Below are 16,265 nucleotides of genomic sequence, written 5' to 3'. Positions count from 1 at the left end.
CGGTTCGGGCGCTCCGGCCATGGGCACCGCCTCGGCGGATCACCTGCTTCGGCCAGTCAGCCACCGCGCGCCAGCCCCCCTCCCTTCGGCGGCGCATGGCCGATCCGCAACGCCTCGCCTCAGACGGGCCTTTGGGCTTGCAATCGCAGGTTCGCCCGCTAGCGTCGCGGCCGACAGCCTGAGAGGAGCTACCCATGAGCAATGCGATCGAAACCCGCCTGGCAGAGCTGGGCGTGACCCTGCCCGACGCCGCCGCCCCGGCCGCCAACTACGTGCCCTTCGTGCAGGTCGGCAACCTGCTGCACATCTCCGGCCAGGTCAGCATGGACGCCAGCGGCCTGGTGAAGGGCAAGCTGGGCGACAACATGGATGTCGAGGCCGGCGCCGCCGCCGCCAAGCTGTGTGCCATCGGCCTTCTGGCCCAGGTGAAAGCCGCCTGCGGGGGCGATTTCACCAAGCTGAAGCGCGCGGTGAAGCTGACCGGCTTCGTCAACTCGACGCTGGACTTCGGCGACCAGCCCAAGGTGGTCAACGGCGCTTCCGACTTCCTGGTCGAGGTGCTGGGCGACGCCGGCCGCCACGCCCGCTCTGCCGTCTCCGCCGCATCGCTGCCCTTCGGCGTCGCGGTCGAGATCGAAGGCATCTTCGAGATCGAATGACATGACGGCCCTGCCCCAGGACTTCCTGCGCCTGCCGATCGCCCACCGGGCCTACCATGACCGGGACGCGGGCCGCCCCGAGAACAGCCGCGAGGCGATCGAGGCGGCCGTGGCGGCAGGCTACGGGATCGAGATCGACCTGCAGCTGTCGTCGGACGGCGAGGCGGTGGTCTTTCACGACTACACGCTGGACCGGGTAACGGCGGAGACGGGCGACGTGGACGCCCGGGACGCGGCGACGCTGTCCGCCATCCCGCTGGCGGGCGGCAAGGCCGGCATTCCGACCTTCGCCGAGGTCCTGACCCAGGTCGCGGGCCGTGTGCCCCTGCTGGTGGAGCTGAAGGACCAGGACGGGCGCAGCGCCCATGCCCCCGGCACGCTGGAGGCCCGCGCCGCCCAGCTGGTCGAAGGCTATGACGGGCCGCTGGCCTTCATGTCCTTCAACCCCCGCATGGTCGGCCGCCTGGCCGAACTGGCCCCCGACTGGCCCCGCGGCCTGACCACCTGCGCCTACGAGGGAGAGCATTTCGCCCATCTCTCGGCGGAGGAGAAGGCCTACATGCAGGCCCTGGGCGCGGTCGAACCGACGGGGGCGTCCTTCATCAGCCACGAATGGAAGGACCTGACCCGCGACAGTGTCACGGCCCTGCGCGCGAAGGGCCTGCCGGTCTTCTGCTGGACCATCCGCTCGGCGGAGGAAGAGGCACAGGCGCGGATGCATGCCGACAATGTGACCTTCGAGCACTACGCGGCCGAAGTTCCCGCTTGAACACCGGGCGGGGCGCGCCAGATTATCGCGAAATGGAACGCCCCGACCCCACCCAGGACCCGACCGCTGCCGACACCGCCCCCGACGCCGCGGCAGAGATCGAGATTAGCACGCTCAACAGCCTTGGCGGCATTGCCGAGGCCGAGTGGGACGGCTGCGCCTGTCCCGAGGCCGCGGACGGCGGCCCGCCTGTCGATCCCTTCACCACCTGGCGCTTCCTGAAAACGCTGGAAGACAGCGGATCCGTCGGCCCCGGCACGGGGTGGGAGCCGCACTACCTGCTGGCCCGCCAGGGCGGCGAGCTGATCGCCGTGGCGCCGCTTTATGCCAAGGGGCACAGCCAGGGCGAATACATCTTCGATTTCAACTGGGCCCATGCCTATGAACAGGCCGGCGGCGCATATTACCCCAAGCTGCAGATCGCCGTGCCCTTCACCCCCGCCACGGGCCGCCGCTTCCTGGTGAAACCGGGGCATGAGGCGGCGGGCATGGGGGCGCTGGTCCAGGGCGCGGTGCAAATCGCCGCCGACAACGGGCTGTCCAGCCTGCATGCCACTTTCTGCACGGAAGGAGAGGCGCTGGCCGCCAAGGCCATGGGGCTGATGCACCGCACCAGCCAGCAGTTCCACTGGCTGAACGAGGGCTACAGCGATTTCGACGACTTCCTGTCGCACCTCAGCTCGCGCAAGCGCAAGAACATCCGCAAGGAACGCGCCCAGGCCCAGGCCTTCGGCGGCGAGATCCTGGCCCTGACCGGCGACGCCCTGCGCCCCGAACACTGGGACGCCTTCTGGGACTTCTACCAGGACACCGGCGCGCGCAAATGGGGCACGCCCTACCTGACGCGCGCCTTCTTCGACCTGGTGCAGGAACGTATGCGCGACGACGTGCTGCTGGTGCTGGCCCTGCGCGACGGTGCGCCCGTCGCGGGGGCGCTGAACTTTATCGGGCGCGAGGCGCTCTTCGGCCGCTACTGGGGCGCGCTGGAGCACCATCCCTGCCTGCATTTCGAACTGTGCTACTATCAGGCCATCGACGCCGCCATCGCCCGCGGGCTGAAACGGGTCGAGGCCGGAGCGCAGGGCGAACACAAACTGGCGCGGGGCTACATGCCCAGCGTCACCCATTCGGTCCACTGGGTTGCCGATCAGGGCTTTGCCCGCGCCATCGCGCAATACCTGGAGGCCGAAGCCCGAGCCGTGGACGAGGACATCGAGGTCCTGACCGCCTACGGCCCCTTCCGCCGCGACAGACAGGAGGAACAGGAGTGACTGAAATTCTCGACGAATCCGTAAGGGCAACCCTGCTGGGGCCCCTCTTCGACACCGGCTGGGAGGTCGAGCGTGACGGCGATGTGCTGGTCAAGACCTTCACCTTCGCCGATTTCACCGAGGCCTTCGCCTTCATGACCCGGGCCGCCCTCTGGGCGGAGAAGTGGGACCACCACCCGGACTGGAGCAATGTCTACAAGACGGTCACTGTGCGCTTGACCACCCATGACATGGGCGGCATCACGGCAGCTGACGCGAAACTTGCACGAAAAATGGATCAATTGGCGCAATGAACATGGATAGCCTGAACGGCCTGCTGCAAACCGAAATCTGGAACGGACGAACCCTGGGCGATCTTCTGACCCTGGATTTCCTCGCCGGCATCGTCGGCAATGTGCTGGCCGCGCTGGTCATCCTCTTCGTGGGCCTCTTCATCGCCGGCTGGGCGAAGCGGCGGATCACCCATATCTCGGAACGCTACGAACAGTTGGATGACACGCTGTTCGAGTTCCTGGGATCGATCCTGCGCTATGCGATCATCGCCTTTGCCTTCCTCTTCGTGCTGAACACCTTCGGGGTGCAGACCACCAGCGTCGTCGCCGTCATCGGTGCCGCCGGCCTGGCCATCGGTCTGGCCCTGCAGGGCACCCTGTCGAACGTGGCCGCGGGCGTGATGATCATCTTCTTCCGACCGATCAAGAACGGCGACTTCGTCGAGGTAAACGGCCAGATGGGCACGGTGAAGAATATCAGCCTGAACTTCACCGAGCTGGCGAGCCTGTCCAACACCCAGATCATCATTCCCAACAGCGAGGTCTGGGGGAACACGATCGTCAACTACTCGATCTACCCGACGCGCCGCGCGGAATGGACCTTCGGCGTGGGCTACGGCGCCAACCTGAAGGATGCCGAGCAGATCATCCGCGACACGATCCTGTCCGATCCCCGCGCCCACAAGACGCCCGAGCCCTTCATCCAGGTGAACAACCTGGGCGATTTCAGCGTCGATTTCCTGGTGCGCGTCTGGTGCGACAGCGGCGAATTCTTCGCCTTCCAGGCGGACATGAAGCGCAAGGTGAAAGAGGCGCTGGACGAAGGCGGTGTCGACATCCCCTTCCCCACGCGTACCCTGCTGCAGCCCGATGTCGAGGCTGGCAAGAAGGACTGAGCCAGGGCGGCTTTGCACCTGCGACAAACGAAAGGGGGCCATCGCGGCCCCCTTTTTCGTTGCGCCTCGCTGTCAGGACGAGGCGCGGATGCGCGGCGCCCCGCGTCCGGCCCGCCCTCAGCCCTGGGGGGCGAGTCCCGTCATGTGCGACACCGGCAGCTCGGTCAGCTTGGCCAACAGCGGGGCAGGATCCCCGGCCTCCGCCAAGGCTACGCAATCGTCCAGCCTGTCCCGGAAGATCACGAAGCGATCATCCAGCTTCGGCCGGTCGGGATGCAGCCCCCAGCGGACCTGCCGCCAGTAGGCGGATCGCAGGGCGGTGGCCAGGATATGATCGCCCACCAGCCAGACCGTCGCCTCCAGGTAGGCTGACAGCGCCCGGATCAGCGCGGAATCAGGACCCGCCGAGCGGTCCAGAAAACGCCGTGCATCCCGCAGCCGGTCCAGGACCTGCCCCGCGACGTGTTCCTGATCGGTCGGGCATTTGCCGCAGGCGGTGAGGATGGCAGCGAAGGCGCGGAAATCGGCCTCCATCTTGCCGGGATCCAGCGGGGTGGCGATGGTGCCGATGCCGGAGCGGGTCTCGACCAGGTTTTCATAGGCCAGCATCTGCAAGACCTGGCGGATCGGCGTGCGCGACACCCCGAACTCCGTGGCCAGCTGTCCCTCGTGCAGCAGAATTTCGCCGGCGCCCCCGTTCAGGCAGATCCGTTCTCGGACCTCGGCGGCGATCTCGGCGTTGGTCTTGCGCATCGTTCAGGTCACTCGTACGCGGCCACGCGGCCCGTTCCTTCGAAAAAGCGTTCACAGCAGGGGATATTTATGTCCCTTTGGGTTGAGCTTGGCAAGCAATGGGCAACTTTTGAAGGAGATTTCAGTGCGGATTGCCACTCGTGACAGCTCTGCCGTCAGGGCCGCCATTCCCATGCCCCGGGGGGGCGCCTGCCTGATGACCGGGTTTCCGGGCCTGGAAACCGGGGTGGACGGCAGCGGCTACATCGACCCGATCGCGCTGGAGGACACCTTCGCCGATCTGGCCGATCACGGGGTCCGTCTGCTGCTGGTCCTGCCCGAGGAACGCGAACTGCCCGGGGGCAGCTTCGCCTTGCTACGCGCGCAACTGGCGCGCCACGGGATCGAGGGGCTGTTCCTGCCGGTGGTGGATTTTCACGCGCCCGATGCCGGCTTCCTGCAGGAGTGGGCCGACCTGGGCCCCACCCTGCACCGCATCATGGCCGAGGGCGGACGCATCGCCGCTTGCTGCCAGTATGGTGCCGGGCGCAGCGGGCTGACTGCCGCCTGGCTGCTGATCGAACAGGGGCTGGACGCCTCTGCCGCCGTTGCGCTGGTCCGCAGCCATTTCGAGGACGCCGTTGAAAGCGAGGCGCAGCTGCAGTTCCTGCAATCGCGCGCCCCCGCCGCCGTCGGCACGACCCCTGGCCAACATTCGCATTCAAACAAGTGATTGACCATCCACCTGTATACAGTTTAGCCTGATCTTGCGTCACGCTTCTGGGCACACCGGGAGATGGCGGACCGCACCGATCCATTTGCAAGGGCCTGCCGGGGAGGGGACATACCCGCGCGCCCAGGTGCGGACGGGGTAGAAGCGCCGTATCGGGACTGCGGCCCTTCAAAAGCGCCCGGAGCCTCCACCAAGGCTCCGGGTGTTCTCATTTCATGCAGCTCTGTCACCGCGCCCGTCGGGAGCGGCGCGCAGAGTTACAGCTCGGCCAGAAGGGTCTCGCCGGCGGAAATCTCGCAGGCACCGGGGTTCTCTTCCAGGTGCAGCACCTTCACCACGCCATCCTCGACCAGCATCGAGAACCGCTTGCAGCGGTCGATCAGGCCCGCTGGCGGGGCGGAGAAGTCCAGGCCCAGGGCCTTGGTCAGCTCCGACTGGGCATCGGCCAGGAAGGTGATCGCCTCGTCCGCGCCGGTGGCACCGGCCCAGGCGGCCATCACGAAGGGATCGTTGACCGAGATGCAGATGATCTCGTCCACGCCCTTTTCGGCGAAGGCGGGCGCGTTGCGCAGGAAGCTGGGCACATGGGCGGTGGTGCAGACGCCGGTGAAGGCGCCGGGCAACCCGAAGAGCGCGACCTTCCGGCCCTTGGTCTTCTCGGCCAGGGACACGGGCGTCGGGCCCTGATCGGTCATGATCAGCAGGGTCGCCTCGGGGAGCGTATCGCCGGTGGAAATGGTCATCTGTCCGTCCTGTGGTTGATTTGCGTTTTCCCTGCGAAGGACTATAGCTGCCTGCGCGCCGACAACCAGCGGGGAGGTGAAAAAGTGAGCCATTTTGCCGTGATCGGGGCCGGTCAGGCTGGCGCCAGCCTGGTGGCCCGCCTGCGCGCGCAGGGCTTCGACGGCCAGATCACCCTGCTGGGCGATGAACCCGTGCCCCCCTATCAGCGCCCGCCCCTGTCGAAGAAGTTCCTGCTGGGCGAGATGGCCGAAGAGCGGCTCTACCTGCGGCCCGAGGCCTGGTACGCCGAAAACGGCATCACCCTGCGCCCCGGATGCCAGGTCCAGGCCGTCCTGCCCGCCGCCCGCGAGATCGTCCTGAAGGACGGCGAGGTCGTGACCTACGACAAGCTGGCCCTGACCACCGGCGCGCGGCCGCGCCCCCTGCCCGGCGCCATCGGGGGGGACCTCAGCAACGTTTTCAGCATCCGCACCCTGGATGACATCCGCCGGCTGGCGCCCCATGTGGTGCACGGCGCCCGCGTCCTGATCGTCGGCGGCGGCTACATCGGGCTGGAGGCCGCGGCGGTGGCCGCACAGAAGGGCCTGCAGGTCACCCTGATCGAACAGGCCGAGCGGATCCTGGGCCGTGTCGCCGCGCCCGAAACCGCCGCCTATTTCCGCGCGCTGCACCTGGCCAACGGCGTGAGCATCCGCGAAGGCACCGGCCTGGAACGTCTGCTGGGCGAGGGCGCGGCCAGCGGCGCCATCCTCAGCGACGGCACGCATCTGGATCTGGACCTGGTGATCGTCGGCACCGGCATCCTGCCCCGGACGCGGTTGGCCGAAGAGGCGGGCCTGTTGCTCGACAACGGCATCGCCTGCGACGCGACGGGCCGCACGTCGGATCCGCATATCTGGGCGGCGGGCGATTGTGCCAGCCTCCCGCGCGGCACCGGGCGGCTGCGGCTGGAAAGTGTGCAGAACGCGATCGACATGGCCGAATGTGTCGCCGACAACATGCTGGGCGCCGGGCGAGACTATGCGCCCCACCCCTGGTTCTGGTCCGACCAATACGACGTGAAGCTGCAGATCGCGGGCCTGTCGACCGGCTATGACCGGCTGGTCACGCGCCGCGACGACCGGGGCGCGCGGTCGCACTGGTACTACGCCGGTGACCAGCTCCTGGCCGTCGACGCGATGAACGACCCGCGCGGCTACATGGTGGGCAAGCGCCTGATCGAGGCGGGCCGCAGCGCCGACCCGACGCGCATCGCCGATCCCGCCACCAACCTGAAGGAGCTTCTGACCCCATGAGGATCATCGCCGGAGAGTTCCGCGGCCGCCGCCTGGCGGCGCTCGGCAAGGGCGACGCGGGCGCCCATCTGCGCCCCACCACGGACCGGGTGCGCGAAAGCCTGTTCTCGATCCTGACCGGCGGCCGCTTCGGCGACCCGCTGGAGGGGGCGGTGGTGCTGGATCTTTTCGCCGGCACCGGCGCCCTGGGGCTGGAAGCCCTGTCGCGCGGCGCGGCGCAGGCCACCTTCGTCGACGATGGCCGCGTCGCCGGGCGCCTGCTGGCCGAGAATATCCGCGAACTGGGGGTGAAGGACCGCACGAAGATCCTGCGCGTCAACGCCACCCGCCTGCCCCCCCATACCGACGCCCCCGCGACTATGGTCTTCCTCGACCCTCCCTATGGCAAGTCGCTGGGCGAACCGGCCCTGGCCAGCGCGCTCTCCCAAGGTTGGATCGACGACAGTGCCCTGATCGTCTGGGAAGAAAGCGCCGAGATCACCCCGCCCGAGGGTTGGGACATCCTCGATCGCCGCCGCTTCGGCGACAGCGCGATGACCTTCCTCGAAAAGGCCTGAGACGCGCGCAGCCTGCCCGCCAGGCCCCCCGACCCTGCCTTCACTTCGTCAAAAATACTCCGGGGGTGAATTGAGCCGCAGGCTCAAGAGGGGGCAGCGCCCCCTCCCCCTCTCCAGACGCAAAACGGCCCGCCCCACAGGGACAGGCCGCCGTCTCAGGCCAAATTCGCCGAGTCTCAGCTCTGCGCGTAGGTTGGGTGGAACAGGCCACCGGGCGAAAGGGTGAAGATCTCGCAGCCGTCCGCGGTCACGCCCAGCGAATGCTCGAACTGCGCCGACAGCGACTTATCGCGGGTAACTGCGGTCCAGTCGTCCGACAGCACCTTGGTCTCGGCGCGGCCCAGGTTGACCATCGGCTCGATGGTAAAGAACATGCCCTCCTCCAGCACCGCGCCGGTGCCCGGACGGCCATAGTGCAGCACGTTCGGCGGTGCGTGGAACACCTGGCCCAGCCCATGGCCGCAGAAGTCGCGCACCACCGACATGCGGTGCGCCTCGACATAGGTCTGGATCGCATGGCCGATGTCGCCGAAGGTATTGCCGGGCTTCACCGCCTCGATGCCGATCATCAGGCTGTCGTGGGTCACCTGCAGCAGCCGCTCCGCCTTGCGGGACAGCTTGCCGGCCACGTACATGCGGGAACTGTCACCGTACCAGCCGTCCAGGATCACCGTCACGTCGATGTTCAGGATGTCGCCATCCTTCAGCTTCTTCTCGCCCGGGATGCCGTGACAGACCACATGATTGATCGAGATGCAGGAGGCGTGCTGATAGCCGCGATAGCCGATGGTGGCCGAGGTGGTGCCGTATTCCGTCACCTTGTCCTCGATGAACTTGTCGATCTCGGCGGTGGTCCGGCCCGGTTCGATCATCGGGATCACGTCATCGAGGATCTGCGCCGCAACGGCGCCTGCCTTGCGCATGCCCTCGAAATCCGAGGCGTCGTGAATCCGGATGCCTTCGCGCGTCGTGCGGCCTTTGTGTTCCTGTTCCAAAACCATATTCCCTGAAATCTTGCCCATAGGGCGCGCGGACCCGGGCGACCGGCCCCCGAAGGGCGGCGCGGGGCGCTATGCGCGTCGGGGGCAGAAATAAGCGCTTTTGCCCGGAAAGGCCAGAGAGCGGAGCCAGCTGCGACGCCGGCCATGAGCGGTTGACGGTAGCGCCGCCCCGTCCGAGGGGGGCGATTGGATCAAGGCCGCCCCCTCAGTCCTCTGGCGCAGGCAGGGGCGCCCCCAGGGTGATCTCCTGCGGAGAAATGTTGCAGCCAAAGGCCAGCACCTCGACGCCTGCGGCGCGGGCGGCGGCGAAACCGGCGGCATAGGCCGGGTCGATGTCGGCCGCCAGGCCCGTGCGTTCCGCATCTGTGCGCTGCACCAGGAACAGCATCACCGCGCGGTGCCCCGCCTGGGCCATCTGCGCCAGTTCCTGCAAATGCTTCAGCCCGCGCGCAGTCACGCTGTCGGGGAACTCGGCCAGGCCGGGCTGGCGCGACAGGGTCACCGACTTCACCTCGACATAACAATCGGCCCGCGCCGGATCGCTCAGCAGGAAATCGATGCGGCTCTTCTCGCCGTACTTCTGTTCCGGGCGCACGCTGGCGTAACCGTCCAGCCCCGGCACGCCGCCCGCCAGCAGCGCCTCGCGCAGGGCGCGATTGGGCACGGCGGTATCGACGCCGGTGAAATGGCCATCGGCATGTTCCACCAGCCGCCAGCCGTATTTCAGCTTCTTTTTCGGATCGTCGTTGGGCTCCACCCAGATGCGGCTGCCGGGTTCCGCCAGCCCCATCATTGAGCCGGGGTTGGCGCAATGGGCCGTCACCTCCTGCCCGTCCTCCAGCCGGATATCGGCCAGGAACCGCTTGTATCGGCGCACTAACGTCGCGGGCAGAAGAGGGGTTTGAAAGCGCATGGTGCGGGCCTATAGCTTTGTCCACCCACCAGAAGCAAGGAGAGGTGTCATGGGCAACCCCACAGCCGCGATGATCGTGATCGGCGACGAGATCCTGTCGGGCCGCACCCGGGACGCGAACATGCACCACCTGGCCTGCGAACTGACCAAGGTGGGGATCGACCTGATGGAGGTGCGCGTGGTCTCCGACGATCAGGCCGCCATCGTCGGCGCGGTGCGGGATCTGTCGGACAGGTACGACAGCGTCTTCACCTCCGGCGGGATCGGACCGACCCATGACGACATCACCGCCGATTGCGTGGCTGAGGCCTTCGGACGCAGCATCGACGTGCGCGACGATGCCCGCGACCTGCTGGTGGCCCACTGGGAAGCCCGCGGCGTCGAGGTGAACGAGGCCCGCCTGCGCATGGCGCGCATCCCGGCCGGCGCCCGGCTGATCGACAACCCGGTCTCCATCGCGCCCGGTTTCACCATCGAGAACGTGCATGTCATGGCCGGTGTGCCCGCCGTCTTCGAGGCGATGGTGGCCACCGTGCTGCCGACGCTGACCGGGGGCACGCCGCTGATGTCGCAGAACCTGCGCATCGAGCGCGGCGAGGGGGAGATCGCGGGGCCACTGGCGGCCCTGGCGGAACGCTACCCGGATCTGTCCATCGGCAGCTACCCCTACCAGCGGGACGGGGTCTACGGCGCCAATATCGTCATCCGTGGCACCGATGGCGCCCGCGTCGATGCCGCCATGTCCGAACTGGCCGGGATGTTCCCGTGACCGGGACCGACCCCGCGCAGGCCCCGGACCGCACCGAGGAGATGATGTCGGTGGTTGATACCACCTGGCCCCCCGCCGAGATCCGCCGCGCCGATCCCTTCCTGCTGCGCCGCGGCGGTGGCGGGGGCAAGCGTGTCTCCTCCGCCTCCGCCCTGCGCGGCGAGGTGACGGCGGCCCAGATCGACGCCGCCGAGGCGGCAATGCGCGAGATGAGCCAGGTGCCGCTCTTCTCCCTCCGACCGGGGGATGCGGCGCTGGACGCGGCGCTGGAGGCGCGCGGCTATACCGTCGTCGACCCGGTGTGGATCTATGCCCGCGCCACGGCCGAGCTGGCGGAGCTGGGCAAGGGCGCCAGCCCCGAACGGGTCAGCCTGACCGCCTGGGAGCCGCTGGCGATCCAGCGCGAGATCTGGGCCGCCGGCGGCATCGGCCCGGCCCGGCTGGAGGTGATGGCCCGCGCCACCTGCCCCAAGACTTCGCTGATCGGACGCTACGACAACAGCCCCGGGGGCACGGCCTATATCGGGATCGACGGCGATATCGCCATGTTGCACGCGCTGGAGGTCGCCCCGGAGGTGCGCGGGCGCGGCATGGGCCGCGCGATGATGATCGACGCCGCCCGCTGGGCCCGCGATCATGGCGCGCGCGAGCTGGCCGTGGTGGTGACCCGGGCGAATACCGGCGGAAACGCACTTTATCGCGCGCTCGGCATGGCGCAGGTCGGCACCTATCATTACCGTCAGGGGTCATGAGGAGAGGAGACACCCCATGACCGACCAAGTGACCGCGCTCGACCTGCCGATGGTGGACCCGCTGCCCGAACGGACGCAGAAATATTTCGACGTCTGCCAGGACAAGCTGGGCATGGTGCCCAACGTGCTGAAAGCGCATGCCTTCGACATCGCCAAGCTGGAGGCCTTCACCGGCCTATACAATGACCTGATGCTGGGCGAGAGCGGGCTGTCGAAGCTGGAGCGCGAAATGATCGCGGTGGTGGTCAGCTCGATCAACAGCTGCTTCTACTGCCAGACCGCCCATGGCGCCGCCGTGCGCGAGATGGGCACGCCCGAGCTGGGCGAGATGATGGTGATGAACTATCGCGTGGCGGACCTGGAGCCGCGCCAGCGCGCCATGCTGGATTTCGCCGTGAAGGTGACCGAGGCCAGCGCGCGGATCGAGGAGGCCGACCGGCAGATCCTGCGCGACGCAGGGTTCAGCGATCGGGACATCTGGGACATCGCCAACGTGGCGGGCTTCTTCAACATGACCAACCGGATCGCCAGCGCCGTCGACATGCGCCCGAACCCCGAATACCACGGCCAGGCACGCTGAATGGCGGCGGGACAGGGACAGCGGCGGTGGCGCCTGGTGGCGCTTGCGCTCGGCCTGCTGGCCGTCCCGCTGGCCCCGCCCGGCAGGGCGCGCGCCGAGGTCCTGCCCGATGACCTGCCCTATGCCGCGCGCCAGACTGCCACCAGCCGGCGCGCGCCCGACAGCTACGCCTTTCCCACAGGCCCCGCCACCGGCGCCGCCGCGCCGCCCTTGCAGGCCATCGAGGGCGCCATCAGTCGCCGCGCCTGGGTCGTCCCGGCCTCCGACGTGACCAGCCTGCAATTGCTGCGCCCGTTGCGCGAGCGGCTGCAGGACGACGGCTTCGAGGTCGTGCTGGACTGCGCCGCGCAGCGCTGCGGCGGTTTCGACTTCCGCTTCGCGCTGGAGGTGATCGAACCGCCGGCGATGAACGTCGATCTGTTCGACTATCGCGCCCTGACCGCCCGCCGCAGCGGCACGGCGGAGGCGCCCGCGCAGATGGTCTTCCTCCTGGTCAGTCGCAGCAGCAGCGCGGGCTATGTGCAGGTGGTGGAGGCCGACACGACGGCTGCGGCGACCACCCCCGAGCCGGACGATGACCACGACGACGCTCTGACCAAGGGCCTGCCCGCCCTGCCCCCGATCGGCAGCGTCACGCCTGAGTTGGGCACCGCCGCTGCCGATGTCATCGCCACGCTGGACCGCGACGGGCACGTGGTATTGTCGGACCTGCGGTTTGCCACGGGCGCCGTGCGGCTGGAGGACGGTCCTGCCGCCTCGCTGGATGCGCTGAAAGAGGTTCTGGCGGCGCGCCCGGCGCAACGGCTGGTGCTGGTCGGGCATACCGACAGCGAAGGCAGCCTGGACACCAACAGCACCCTATCGCGCCAGCGGGCCGAGGCCGTGCGGCAACGGCTGATCCAGGCCCATGGCATCGCGCCAGACCGGATCGAGGCCCACGGCGTCGGCTACCTGGCCCCCATTGCCAGCAACGCCACCGAAGAGGGCCGCAAGGCCAACCGCCGGGTCGAGGCGATCCTGCTGCCCTGACCCCCCTGATCGCAAAAGAAAACCCCGGCCAGTGACCGGGGCGTGAGGTCCGTGACTGAGACACGGGAGGGGAGGATCAGCAGGGCTGGATCACCAGTCCAGCGGGCCCTTGTTCTGGAAGGCCTCGACCAGGAAATCGATGAAGGCGCGCACCTTGGGCTGGGTGAACCGGCCCGGCGGATAGACCGCATAGATGCCCTGCATCTCGGTCGGCAAATCGGGGATCGCATCCTCGACCAGGCCCTGTTTCATCGCCTTGTGGTAGAGGAAGGACGGCAGATAGGCGATGCCCAGCCCCGCGATGGCCGCGTTCAGCAGCGACTGCCCGTCGTTCACCGACAGCCAGCCGGCGGTGCGGATCTGGCGTTTCTCGCCCGAGGGCGCCGTCAGCTTCCACACGTTGCCCGAGGCCTGGCTGGAGTAGTGCAGCAGCTTGTGCTCGTTCAGGTCGTCGATCTTGGCCGGTCGCCCGTATTTCTCGAAATAGGACGGGGCCGCGATCATCCGCTGCGCCGTCTCCGTCAGCTTGCGGGCCCGAAGCGAGCTGTCCTCCAGCTCGCCAATGCGAATCGCCATGTCGAACCCTTCGGAGATCAGTTCGACGTAGCGGTTGTTCAGCACCATGTTCACGGTGATGTCGGGATATTCCTGCAGGAAGCGGCCCAGCACCGGCGACAGGTGATTCACCCCGAAATCCGTGGCGACCGAGATTCGCAGGATGCCGGAGGGCGCCGATTGCATCGAGGTCACCAGCGCATCGGCCTCGCCCGCGTCGTTCAACACGCGGCGGGCGCGGTCATAGTAGGCCAGACCGATTTCCGTCGGCGACACGCGGCGCGTGGTGCGGTTCAACAGGCGGGCGCCCAGGCGCGCCTCCAGCGAGGAGACATGCTTCGAGACGGCGGATTTCGAGATCCCCATCTTCTTCGCCGCGTCGGTGAACCCGCCCTGGTCCACCACCGTGGCGAACGCCTCCATTTCCGTCAGCCGATCCATAGTCCTACCTGTATTACCGGATGGTCAGCGACGTTTATCAGCGTCGATCAAGGCAGGAAGTGGGCAGGCAGCCGACAATATCGCGATTTTCCACGGGATAGTTGCAGCTGAGGAAACGGGAGGCGCCGAATGGCGTCACTCTCGAAAAACCGGCGCTGCGGCTGCGCTCAGGCGGTGCCGGTTTCGACGCAATGGCGGCGGAAGGCGCGTTTCAGCATGTCCAGTTCCGCCCGCAGCAGCAGGATCTCGGCCTGGACTGTATCGCTGACCTCTTCCCCGGCCATGACCACGAAGGAATTCAGCACCTCGTCGGTGGCCCGGTCGCGGATCAGGAAGATCTGCACACCATCCGACAGGACCTCCGGCGGGATCGGCACGGTGACGGCCCAGTCGCCCGGCGCCTCCATCTTGGCCACGGCCACGTCGTCGATGCGTTCGTCGTGGACCACCACCTCGATCTGCGGCGCCGGCGCGCCGTCGGGCACGGACAGGACCCCTTCCCACTGGCCGGCGAAAAGGCGGGTCTTGCTCAGGGTGGTCTGGCTGGTCATCGGGGCACCTTGATCGGGGTTTGGGGAACGGGGCCGGCGGGTGGATCACAGATCGGCGCGGGGCCGGCGGCTGAGGGTGAAATCGCGCAGCGTGACCTCGTTCATCTGCGGCCCCTCGAAGATCAGGTCGATCCAGGCCTTTTCGATCCGCTTCTCGTTGATGTCGGAATAGGCCAGGTCGAACTCGACCATGCGATCGGCCTCGTGCAGGGGCAGTTCGCGGATCAGCTGTTCGGTGTTGGGGCCGTGCTTGATGTTCAGCCGGGCGAAGATCGCCAGCGGCTTTTCCATCTGCACCAGCGTGTCGAGGCGGATCAGGTGGCGTTTGCGCAGCCCCTCCAGCGCCTCGTCCGGCAGGTTGACCACCAGCGACAGGAAGGACCCGTCGAAGCCGAAGACATCCATGCGCAGGGCATAGGGCGCCAGGTCGCTTTCGCGGTGGTTGCGCACCTGGCGCAGGGTCAGCTCCGACGTTTCGCAATCGTGGAACATCGTCACCTCTTCGCCCAGCTTCTCGCCGGAGGCGACGGCGGTCAGCCCGTGCTGCGCCAGCGGGCCGCGCCACAGCTGCGGCCGCCAGGACCAGTCGGTACCATGGGGCACCGGGAAGGCATTCGACCCGATGGTGGGCAGGGCCAGGCGGCTGTCGCCGAAATAGATCAGGTAGTCGAGGCTGCCGCGCAGGGCCCGGGCCTGGTTGCGCTGCGCGCGCAGCTCGGACAGGGGGGCGGTGTGCACCTTGCGGGCCCGGCTGCTCCAGCGGCGCAGTTCGGACCGGTTCACCAGCCTGTCGAGGAATGAGCGTCGTGGTCCTGCCATCTTGCCGTCGGTCCGTCCTGTCTCTGCCTGCCGCTCTGGGCACTCTCCCGGCCCGAGGGGCATCGCCGCCCGTGGTCACCGCATCAGGTTACCCCAGCCGGGCCGGGAAACAACCATGTGCGGCGGCAGCGCTGCATCGCAGAGGGCCGCCTATGGCCTTTCTGCCGCGCCGGTCGCGCCCTCAATCGGGCGCGTTGAGGGTCGTGCCCAATCCTTCGGGCTCCTGCTCGGCCAGGCCGGCCCCATCGGTGGCGGCCTTGGCGGCCGGGTCCTGGCCGCCGGGCCGGTCGGGGCTGGCGGCCCGGATTGCCCGGGCCATGGCCAGCAGGATCGGTCGGCCAGCGGCGCCGGCGACCGAGCTGTCCTTCGGCCCGTAGGCCGCCAGAGACACCGCGTAGCCGTTCAGCAGGAAGGTGGCCCGCCATTGCCGGGGATCGGCGGCGGACACGCGCGCATTGCCGCCCTTGCCCAGGTGCAACAGGCGCACGCCGTCGCGGTCCATTACCTCCAACACGTCCATCCCGGCGAAATCCGCCGCCAGCGCGCGCGCCGGGGGCAGCTCCGCGCCCTCATAGGGTGTGACCGTCGCGGTCAGCAGCGCCAGGGCCACCGGGTCGCCCATCTCGCCGCCTGACAGGATGTCGCAGCGGGCCAGCAAGGCGAAACCGCCCCGCGCCCGGGTCTTCAGGCTTCGCCCCTCGATGCAGTAATCCTCAGGCCCGCGGATCACCACGTCGCCCCCTGCCGTGGCAGCAGTGACCAGAACCGGTCCGATCGGTCGACGCATGGAGGCAAAGAGCCCGCCGCCCCGTCCCTGTTCCTCAACCTGTCGGAACCCGGCAGACGGTGTGCCCGCGGTCTCCAGGCAAGCCGAGAGCATAAGGCAAAGCGGCAGCAGAAACGCCGCACGCCAGGGGCGCGCGGCGG

At 68.0% G+C, this 16,265-nt stretch carries 20 protein-coding genes; 12 read left to right on the top strand and 8 right to left on the bottom strand.

Annotation, left to right across the window (positions count from 1 at the left end; genetic code table 11):
* The first annotated feature begins 194 nt into the window (after positions 1-194).
* From CVM50_RS10680 to CVM50_RS10660, 5 genes are read left to right on the top strand one after another with little or no spacing between them, the layout of a single operon-like run.
* Positions 195-659 carry a RidA family protein gene (locus CVM50_RS10680; protein WP_085889010.1) on the top strand — a complete coding sequence of 155 codons (465 nt, stop codon included), beginning with the start codon at positions 195-197 and terminating at the stop codon, positions 657-659.
* A 1-nt stretch (position 660) separates the two neighbouring features.
* On the top strand, positions 661-1,428 hold the full coding sequence (locus CVM50_RS10675; RefSeq protein WP_085889011.1) for a glycerophosphodiester phosphodiesterase family protein: 768 nt from the start codon (positions 661-663) through the stop codon (positions 1,426-1,428).
* A 32-nt stretch (positions 1,429-1,460) separates the two neighbouring features.
* On the top strand, positions 1,461-2,699 hold the full coding sequence (locus CVM50_RS10670) for a GNAT family N-acetyltransferase (protein ID WP_085889012.1): 1,239 nt from the start codon (positions 1,461-1,463) through the stop codon (positions 2,697-2,699).
* The gene (locus CVM50_RS10665; protein WP_085889013.1) at positions 2,696-2,992 is read left to right on the top strand and encodes a 4a-hydroxytetrahydrobiopterin dehydratase; all 297 of its coding nucleotides are present in this window, start codon (positions 2,696-2,698) and stop codon (positions 2,990-2,992) included. Before CVM50_RS10670 ends, CVM50_RS10665 begins: the two co-directional genes overlap by 4 nt.
* A 2-nt stretch (positions 2,993-2,994) precedes the next feature.
* On the top strand, positions 2,995-3,867 hold the full coding sequence (locus CVM50_RS10660; protein WP_085889014.1) for a mechanosensitive ion channel family protein: 873 nt from the start codon (positions 2,995-2,997) through the stop codon (positions 3,865-3,867).
* A 117-nt stretch (positions 3,868-3,984) separates the two neighbouring features.
* Here the strand turns inward: CVM50_RS10660 and CVM50_RS10655 are convergent, their stop codons facing one another.
* Entirely contained in the window at positions 3,985-4,620 is a 636-nt protein-coding gene (locus CVM50_RS10655) for a winged helix-turn-helix domain-containing protein (RefSeq protein WP_085889015.1), read from the bottom strand.
* Between the two features lie 196 nt (positions 4,621-4,816).
* Between CVM50_RS10655 and CVM50_RS10650 the strand changes: the two genes are divergently transcribed.
* Positions 4,817-5,332 carry a protein-tyrosine phosphatase family protein gene (locus CVM50_RS10650; RefSeq protein WP_143515626.1) on the top strand — a complete coding sequence of 172 codons (516 nt, stop codon included), beginning with the start codon at positions 4,817-4,819 and terminating at the stop codon, positions 5,330-5,332.
* Between the two features lie 257 nt (positions 5,333-5,589).
* Here CVM50_RS10650 and CVM50_RS10645 read toward each other — a convergent pair whose 3' ends face one another.
* On the bottom strand, positions 5,590-6,075 hold the full coding sequence (locus CVM50_RS10645) for a peroxiredoxin (RefSeq protein WP_085889017.1): 486 nt from the start codon (positions 6,073-6,075) through the stop codon (positions 5,590-5,592).
* 84 nt (positions 6,076-6,159) lie between these two features.
* On the opposite strand from CVM50_RS10645, the gene CVM50_RS10640 reads away from it, so the two are divergent.
* Both CVM50_RS10640 and rsmD read left to right on the top strand, forming a co-directional pair.
* On the top strand, positions 6,160-7,371 hold the full coding sequence (locus CVM50_RS10640; protein WP_085889018.1) for an NAD(P)/FAD-dependent oxidoreductase: 1,212 nt from the start codon (positions 6,160-6,162) through the stop codon (positions 7,369-7,371).
* Positions 7,368-7,928 (top strand): 16S rRNA (guanine(966)-N(2))-methyltransferase RsmD, encoded by a 561-nt coding sequence (gene rsmD, locus CVM50_RS10635; protein ID WP_085889019.1) that lies wholly within the window; start codon positions 7,368-7,370, stop codon positions 7,926-7,928. The genes CVM50_RS10640 and rsmD overlap by 4 nt, the downstream gene beginning before the upstream one ends.
* Before the next feature lie 176 nt (positions 7,929-8,104).
* Here rsmD and map read toward each other — a convergent pair whose 3' ends face one another.
* Entirely contained in the window at positions 8,105-8,923 is an 819-nt protein-coding gene (gene map, locus CVM50_RS10630) for a type I methionyl aminopeptidase (protein ID WP_286200624.1), read from the bottom strand.
* A 211-nt stretch (positions 8,924-9,134) separates the two neighbouring features.
* Positions 9,135-9,842 carry a DNA/RNA nuclease SfsA gene (gene sfsA, locus CVM50_RS10625; protein ID WP_085889021.1) on the bottom strand — a complete coding sequence of 236 codons (708 nt, stop codon included), beginning with the start codon at positions 9,840-9,842 and terminating at the stop codon, positions 9,135-9,137.
* Positions 9,843-9,891: 49 nt separating this feature from the next.
* On the opposite strand from sfsA, the gene CVM50_RS10620 reads away from it, so the two are divergent.
* Genes CVM50_RS10620 through CVM50_RS10605 form a run of 4 tightly spaced genes read left to right on the top strand, consistent with a single transcriptional unit; the run spans position 9,892 to position 12,972 of the window.
* Positions 9,892-10,611, top strand: a complete 720-nt coding sequence (locus tag CVM50_RS10620) for a competence/damage-inducible protein A (protein ID WP_085889022.1) — start codon at positions 9,892-9,894, stop codon at positions 10,609-10,611.
* Positions 10,608-11,363, top strand: coding sequence for a GNAT family N-acetyltransferase (locus tag CVM50_RS10615; RefSeq protein WP_306372316.1), 756 nt, complete (start codon positions 10,608-10,610; stop codon positions 11,361-11,363). The genes CVM50_RS10620 and CVM50_RS10615 overlap by 4 nt, the downstream gene beginning before the upstream one ends.
* Before the next feature lie 16 nt (positions 11,364-11,379).
* Positions 11,380-11,943, top strand: a complete 564-nt coding sequence (locus CVM50_RS10610) for a peroxidase-related enzyme (RefSeq protein WP_085889023.1) — start codon at positions 11,380-11,382, stop codon at positions 11,941-11,943.
* Positions 11,944-12,972, top strand: a complete 1,029-nt coding sequence (locus CVM50_RS10605) for an OmpA family protein (RefSeq protein WP_085889024.1) — start codon at positions 11,944-11,946, stop codon at positions 12,970-12,972.
* A gap of 90 nt (positions 12,973-13,062) precedes the next feature.
* On the opposite strand, the gene CVM50_RS10600 is transcribed toward CVM50_RS10605, so the two are convergent.
* From CVM50_RS10600 to CVM50_RS10585, 4 genes are all read right to left on the bottom strand, one after another.
* On the bottom strand, positions 13,063-13,968 hold the full coding sequence (locus CVM50_RS10600) for a LysR family transcriptional regulator (RefSeq protein ID WP_085889025.1): 906 nt from the start codon (positions 13,966-13,968) through the stop codon (positions 13,063-13,065).
* Between the two features lie 167 nt (positions 13,969-14,135).
* Complete coding sequence (locus CVM50_RS10595) at positions 14,136-14,519, bottom strand: hypothetical protein (RefSeq protein ID WP_085889026.1); 384 nt, start codon at positions 14,517-14,519, stop codon at positions 14,136-14,138.
* Between the two features lie 45 nt (positions 14,520-14,564).
* Positions 14,565-15,338: a DUF6478 family protein gene (locus CVM50_RS10590; RefSeq protein ID WP_085889027.1), complete on the bottom strand. Its 774-nt coding sequence runs from the start codon at positions 15,336-15,338 to the stop codon at positions 14,565-14,567.
* A 181-nt stretch (positions 15,339-15,519) separates the two neighbouring features.
* On the bottom strand, positions 15,520-16,125 hold the full coding sequence (locus CVM50_RS10585; protein WP_085889028.1) for a hypothetical protein: 606 nt from the start codon (positions 16,123-16,125) through the stop codon (positions 15,520-15,522).
* Positions 16,126-16,265: the final 140 nt, after the last annotated feature.

Source organism: Pseudooceanicola marinus, from assembly GCF_002786295.1.
Taxonomy (GTDB): domain Bacteria; phylum Pseudomonadota; class Alphaproteobacteria; order Rhodobacterales; family Rhodobacteraceae; genus Pseudooceanicola; species Pseudooceanicola marinus.
The sequence above is the reverse complement of the archived record's forward strand: the minus strand, read 5'-3'. Positions and strand labels throughout refer to the sequence as shown.

Bases quoted from the DNA above. Each gene is read 5' to 3' on its own strand.
- CVM50_RS10680 (WP_085889010.1), top strand. From the start codon at position 195: ATGAGCAATGCGATCGAAACCCGCCTGGCAGAGCTGGGCGTGACCCTG.
- CVM50_RS10675 (WP_085889011.1), top strand. From the start codon at position 661: ATGACGGCCCTGCCCCAGGACTTCCTGCGCCTGCCGATCGCCCACCGG.
- CVM50_RS10670 (WP_085889012.1), top strand. From the start codon at position 1,461: ATGGAACGCCCCGACCCCACCCAGGACCCGACCGCTGCCGACACCGCC.
- CVM50_RS10660 (WP_085889014.1), top strand. From the start codon at position 2,995: ATGGATAGCCTGAACGGCCTGCTGCAAACCGAAATCTGGAACGGACGA.
- CVM50_RS10655 (WP_085889015.1), bottom strand. From the start codon at position 4,620: ATGCGCAAGACCAACGCCGAGATCGCCGCCGAGGTCCGAGAACGGATC.
- CVM50_RS10650 (WP_143515626.1), top strand. From the start codon at position 4,817: ATGACCGGGTTTCCGGGCCTGGAAACCGGGGTGGACGGCAGCGGCTAC.
- CVM50_RS10645 (WP_085889017.1), bottom strand. From the start codon at position 6,075: ATGACCATTTCCACCGGCGATACGCTCCCCGAGGCGACCCTGCTGATC.
- rsmD (WP_085889019.1), top strand. From the start codon at position 7,368: ATGAGGATCATCGCCGGAGAGTTCCGCGGCCGCCGCCTGGCGGCGCTC.
- sfsA (WP_085889021.1), bottom strand. From the start codon at position 9,842: ATGCGCTTTCAAACCCCTCTTCTGCCCGCGACGTTAGTGCGCCGATAC.
- CVM50_RS10620 (WP_085889022.1), top strand. From the start codon at position 9,892: ATGGGCAACCCCACAGCCGCGATGATCGTGATCGGCGACGAGATCCTG.
- CVM50_RS10610 (WP_085889023.1), top strand. From the start codon at position 11,380: ATGACCGACCAAGTGACCGCGCTCGACCTGCCGATGGTGGACCCGCTG.
- CVM50_RS10605 (WP_085889024.1), top strand. From the start codon at position 11,944: ATGGCGGCGGGACAGGGACAGCGGCGGTGGCGCCTGGTGGCGCTTGCG.
- CVM50_RS10600 (WP_085889025.1), bottom strand. From the start codon at position 13,968: ATGGATCGGCTGACGGAAATGGAGGCGTTCGCCACGGTGGTGGACCAG.
- CVM50_RS10595 (WP_085889026.1), bottom strand. From the start codon at position 14,519: ATGACCAGCCAGACCACCCTGAGCAAGACCCGCCTTTTCGCCGGCCAG.
- CVM50_RS10590 (WP_085889027.1), bottom strand. From the start codon at position 15,338: ATGGCAGGACCACGACGCTCATTCCTCGACAGGCTGGTGAACCGGTCC.
- CVM50_RS10585 (WP_085889028.1), bottom strand. From the start codon at position 16,125: ATGCGTCGACCGATCGGACCGGTTCTGGTCACTGCTGCCACGGCAGGG.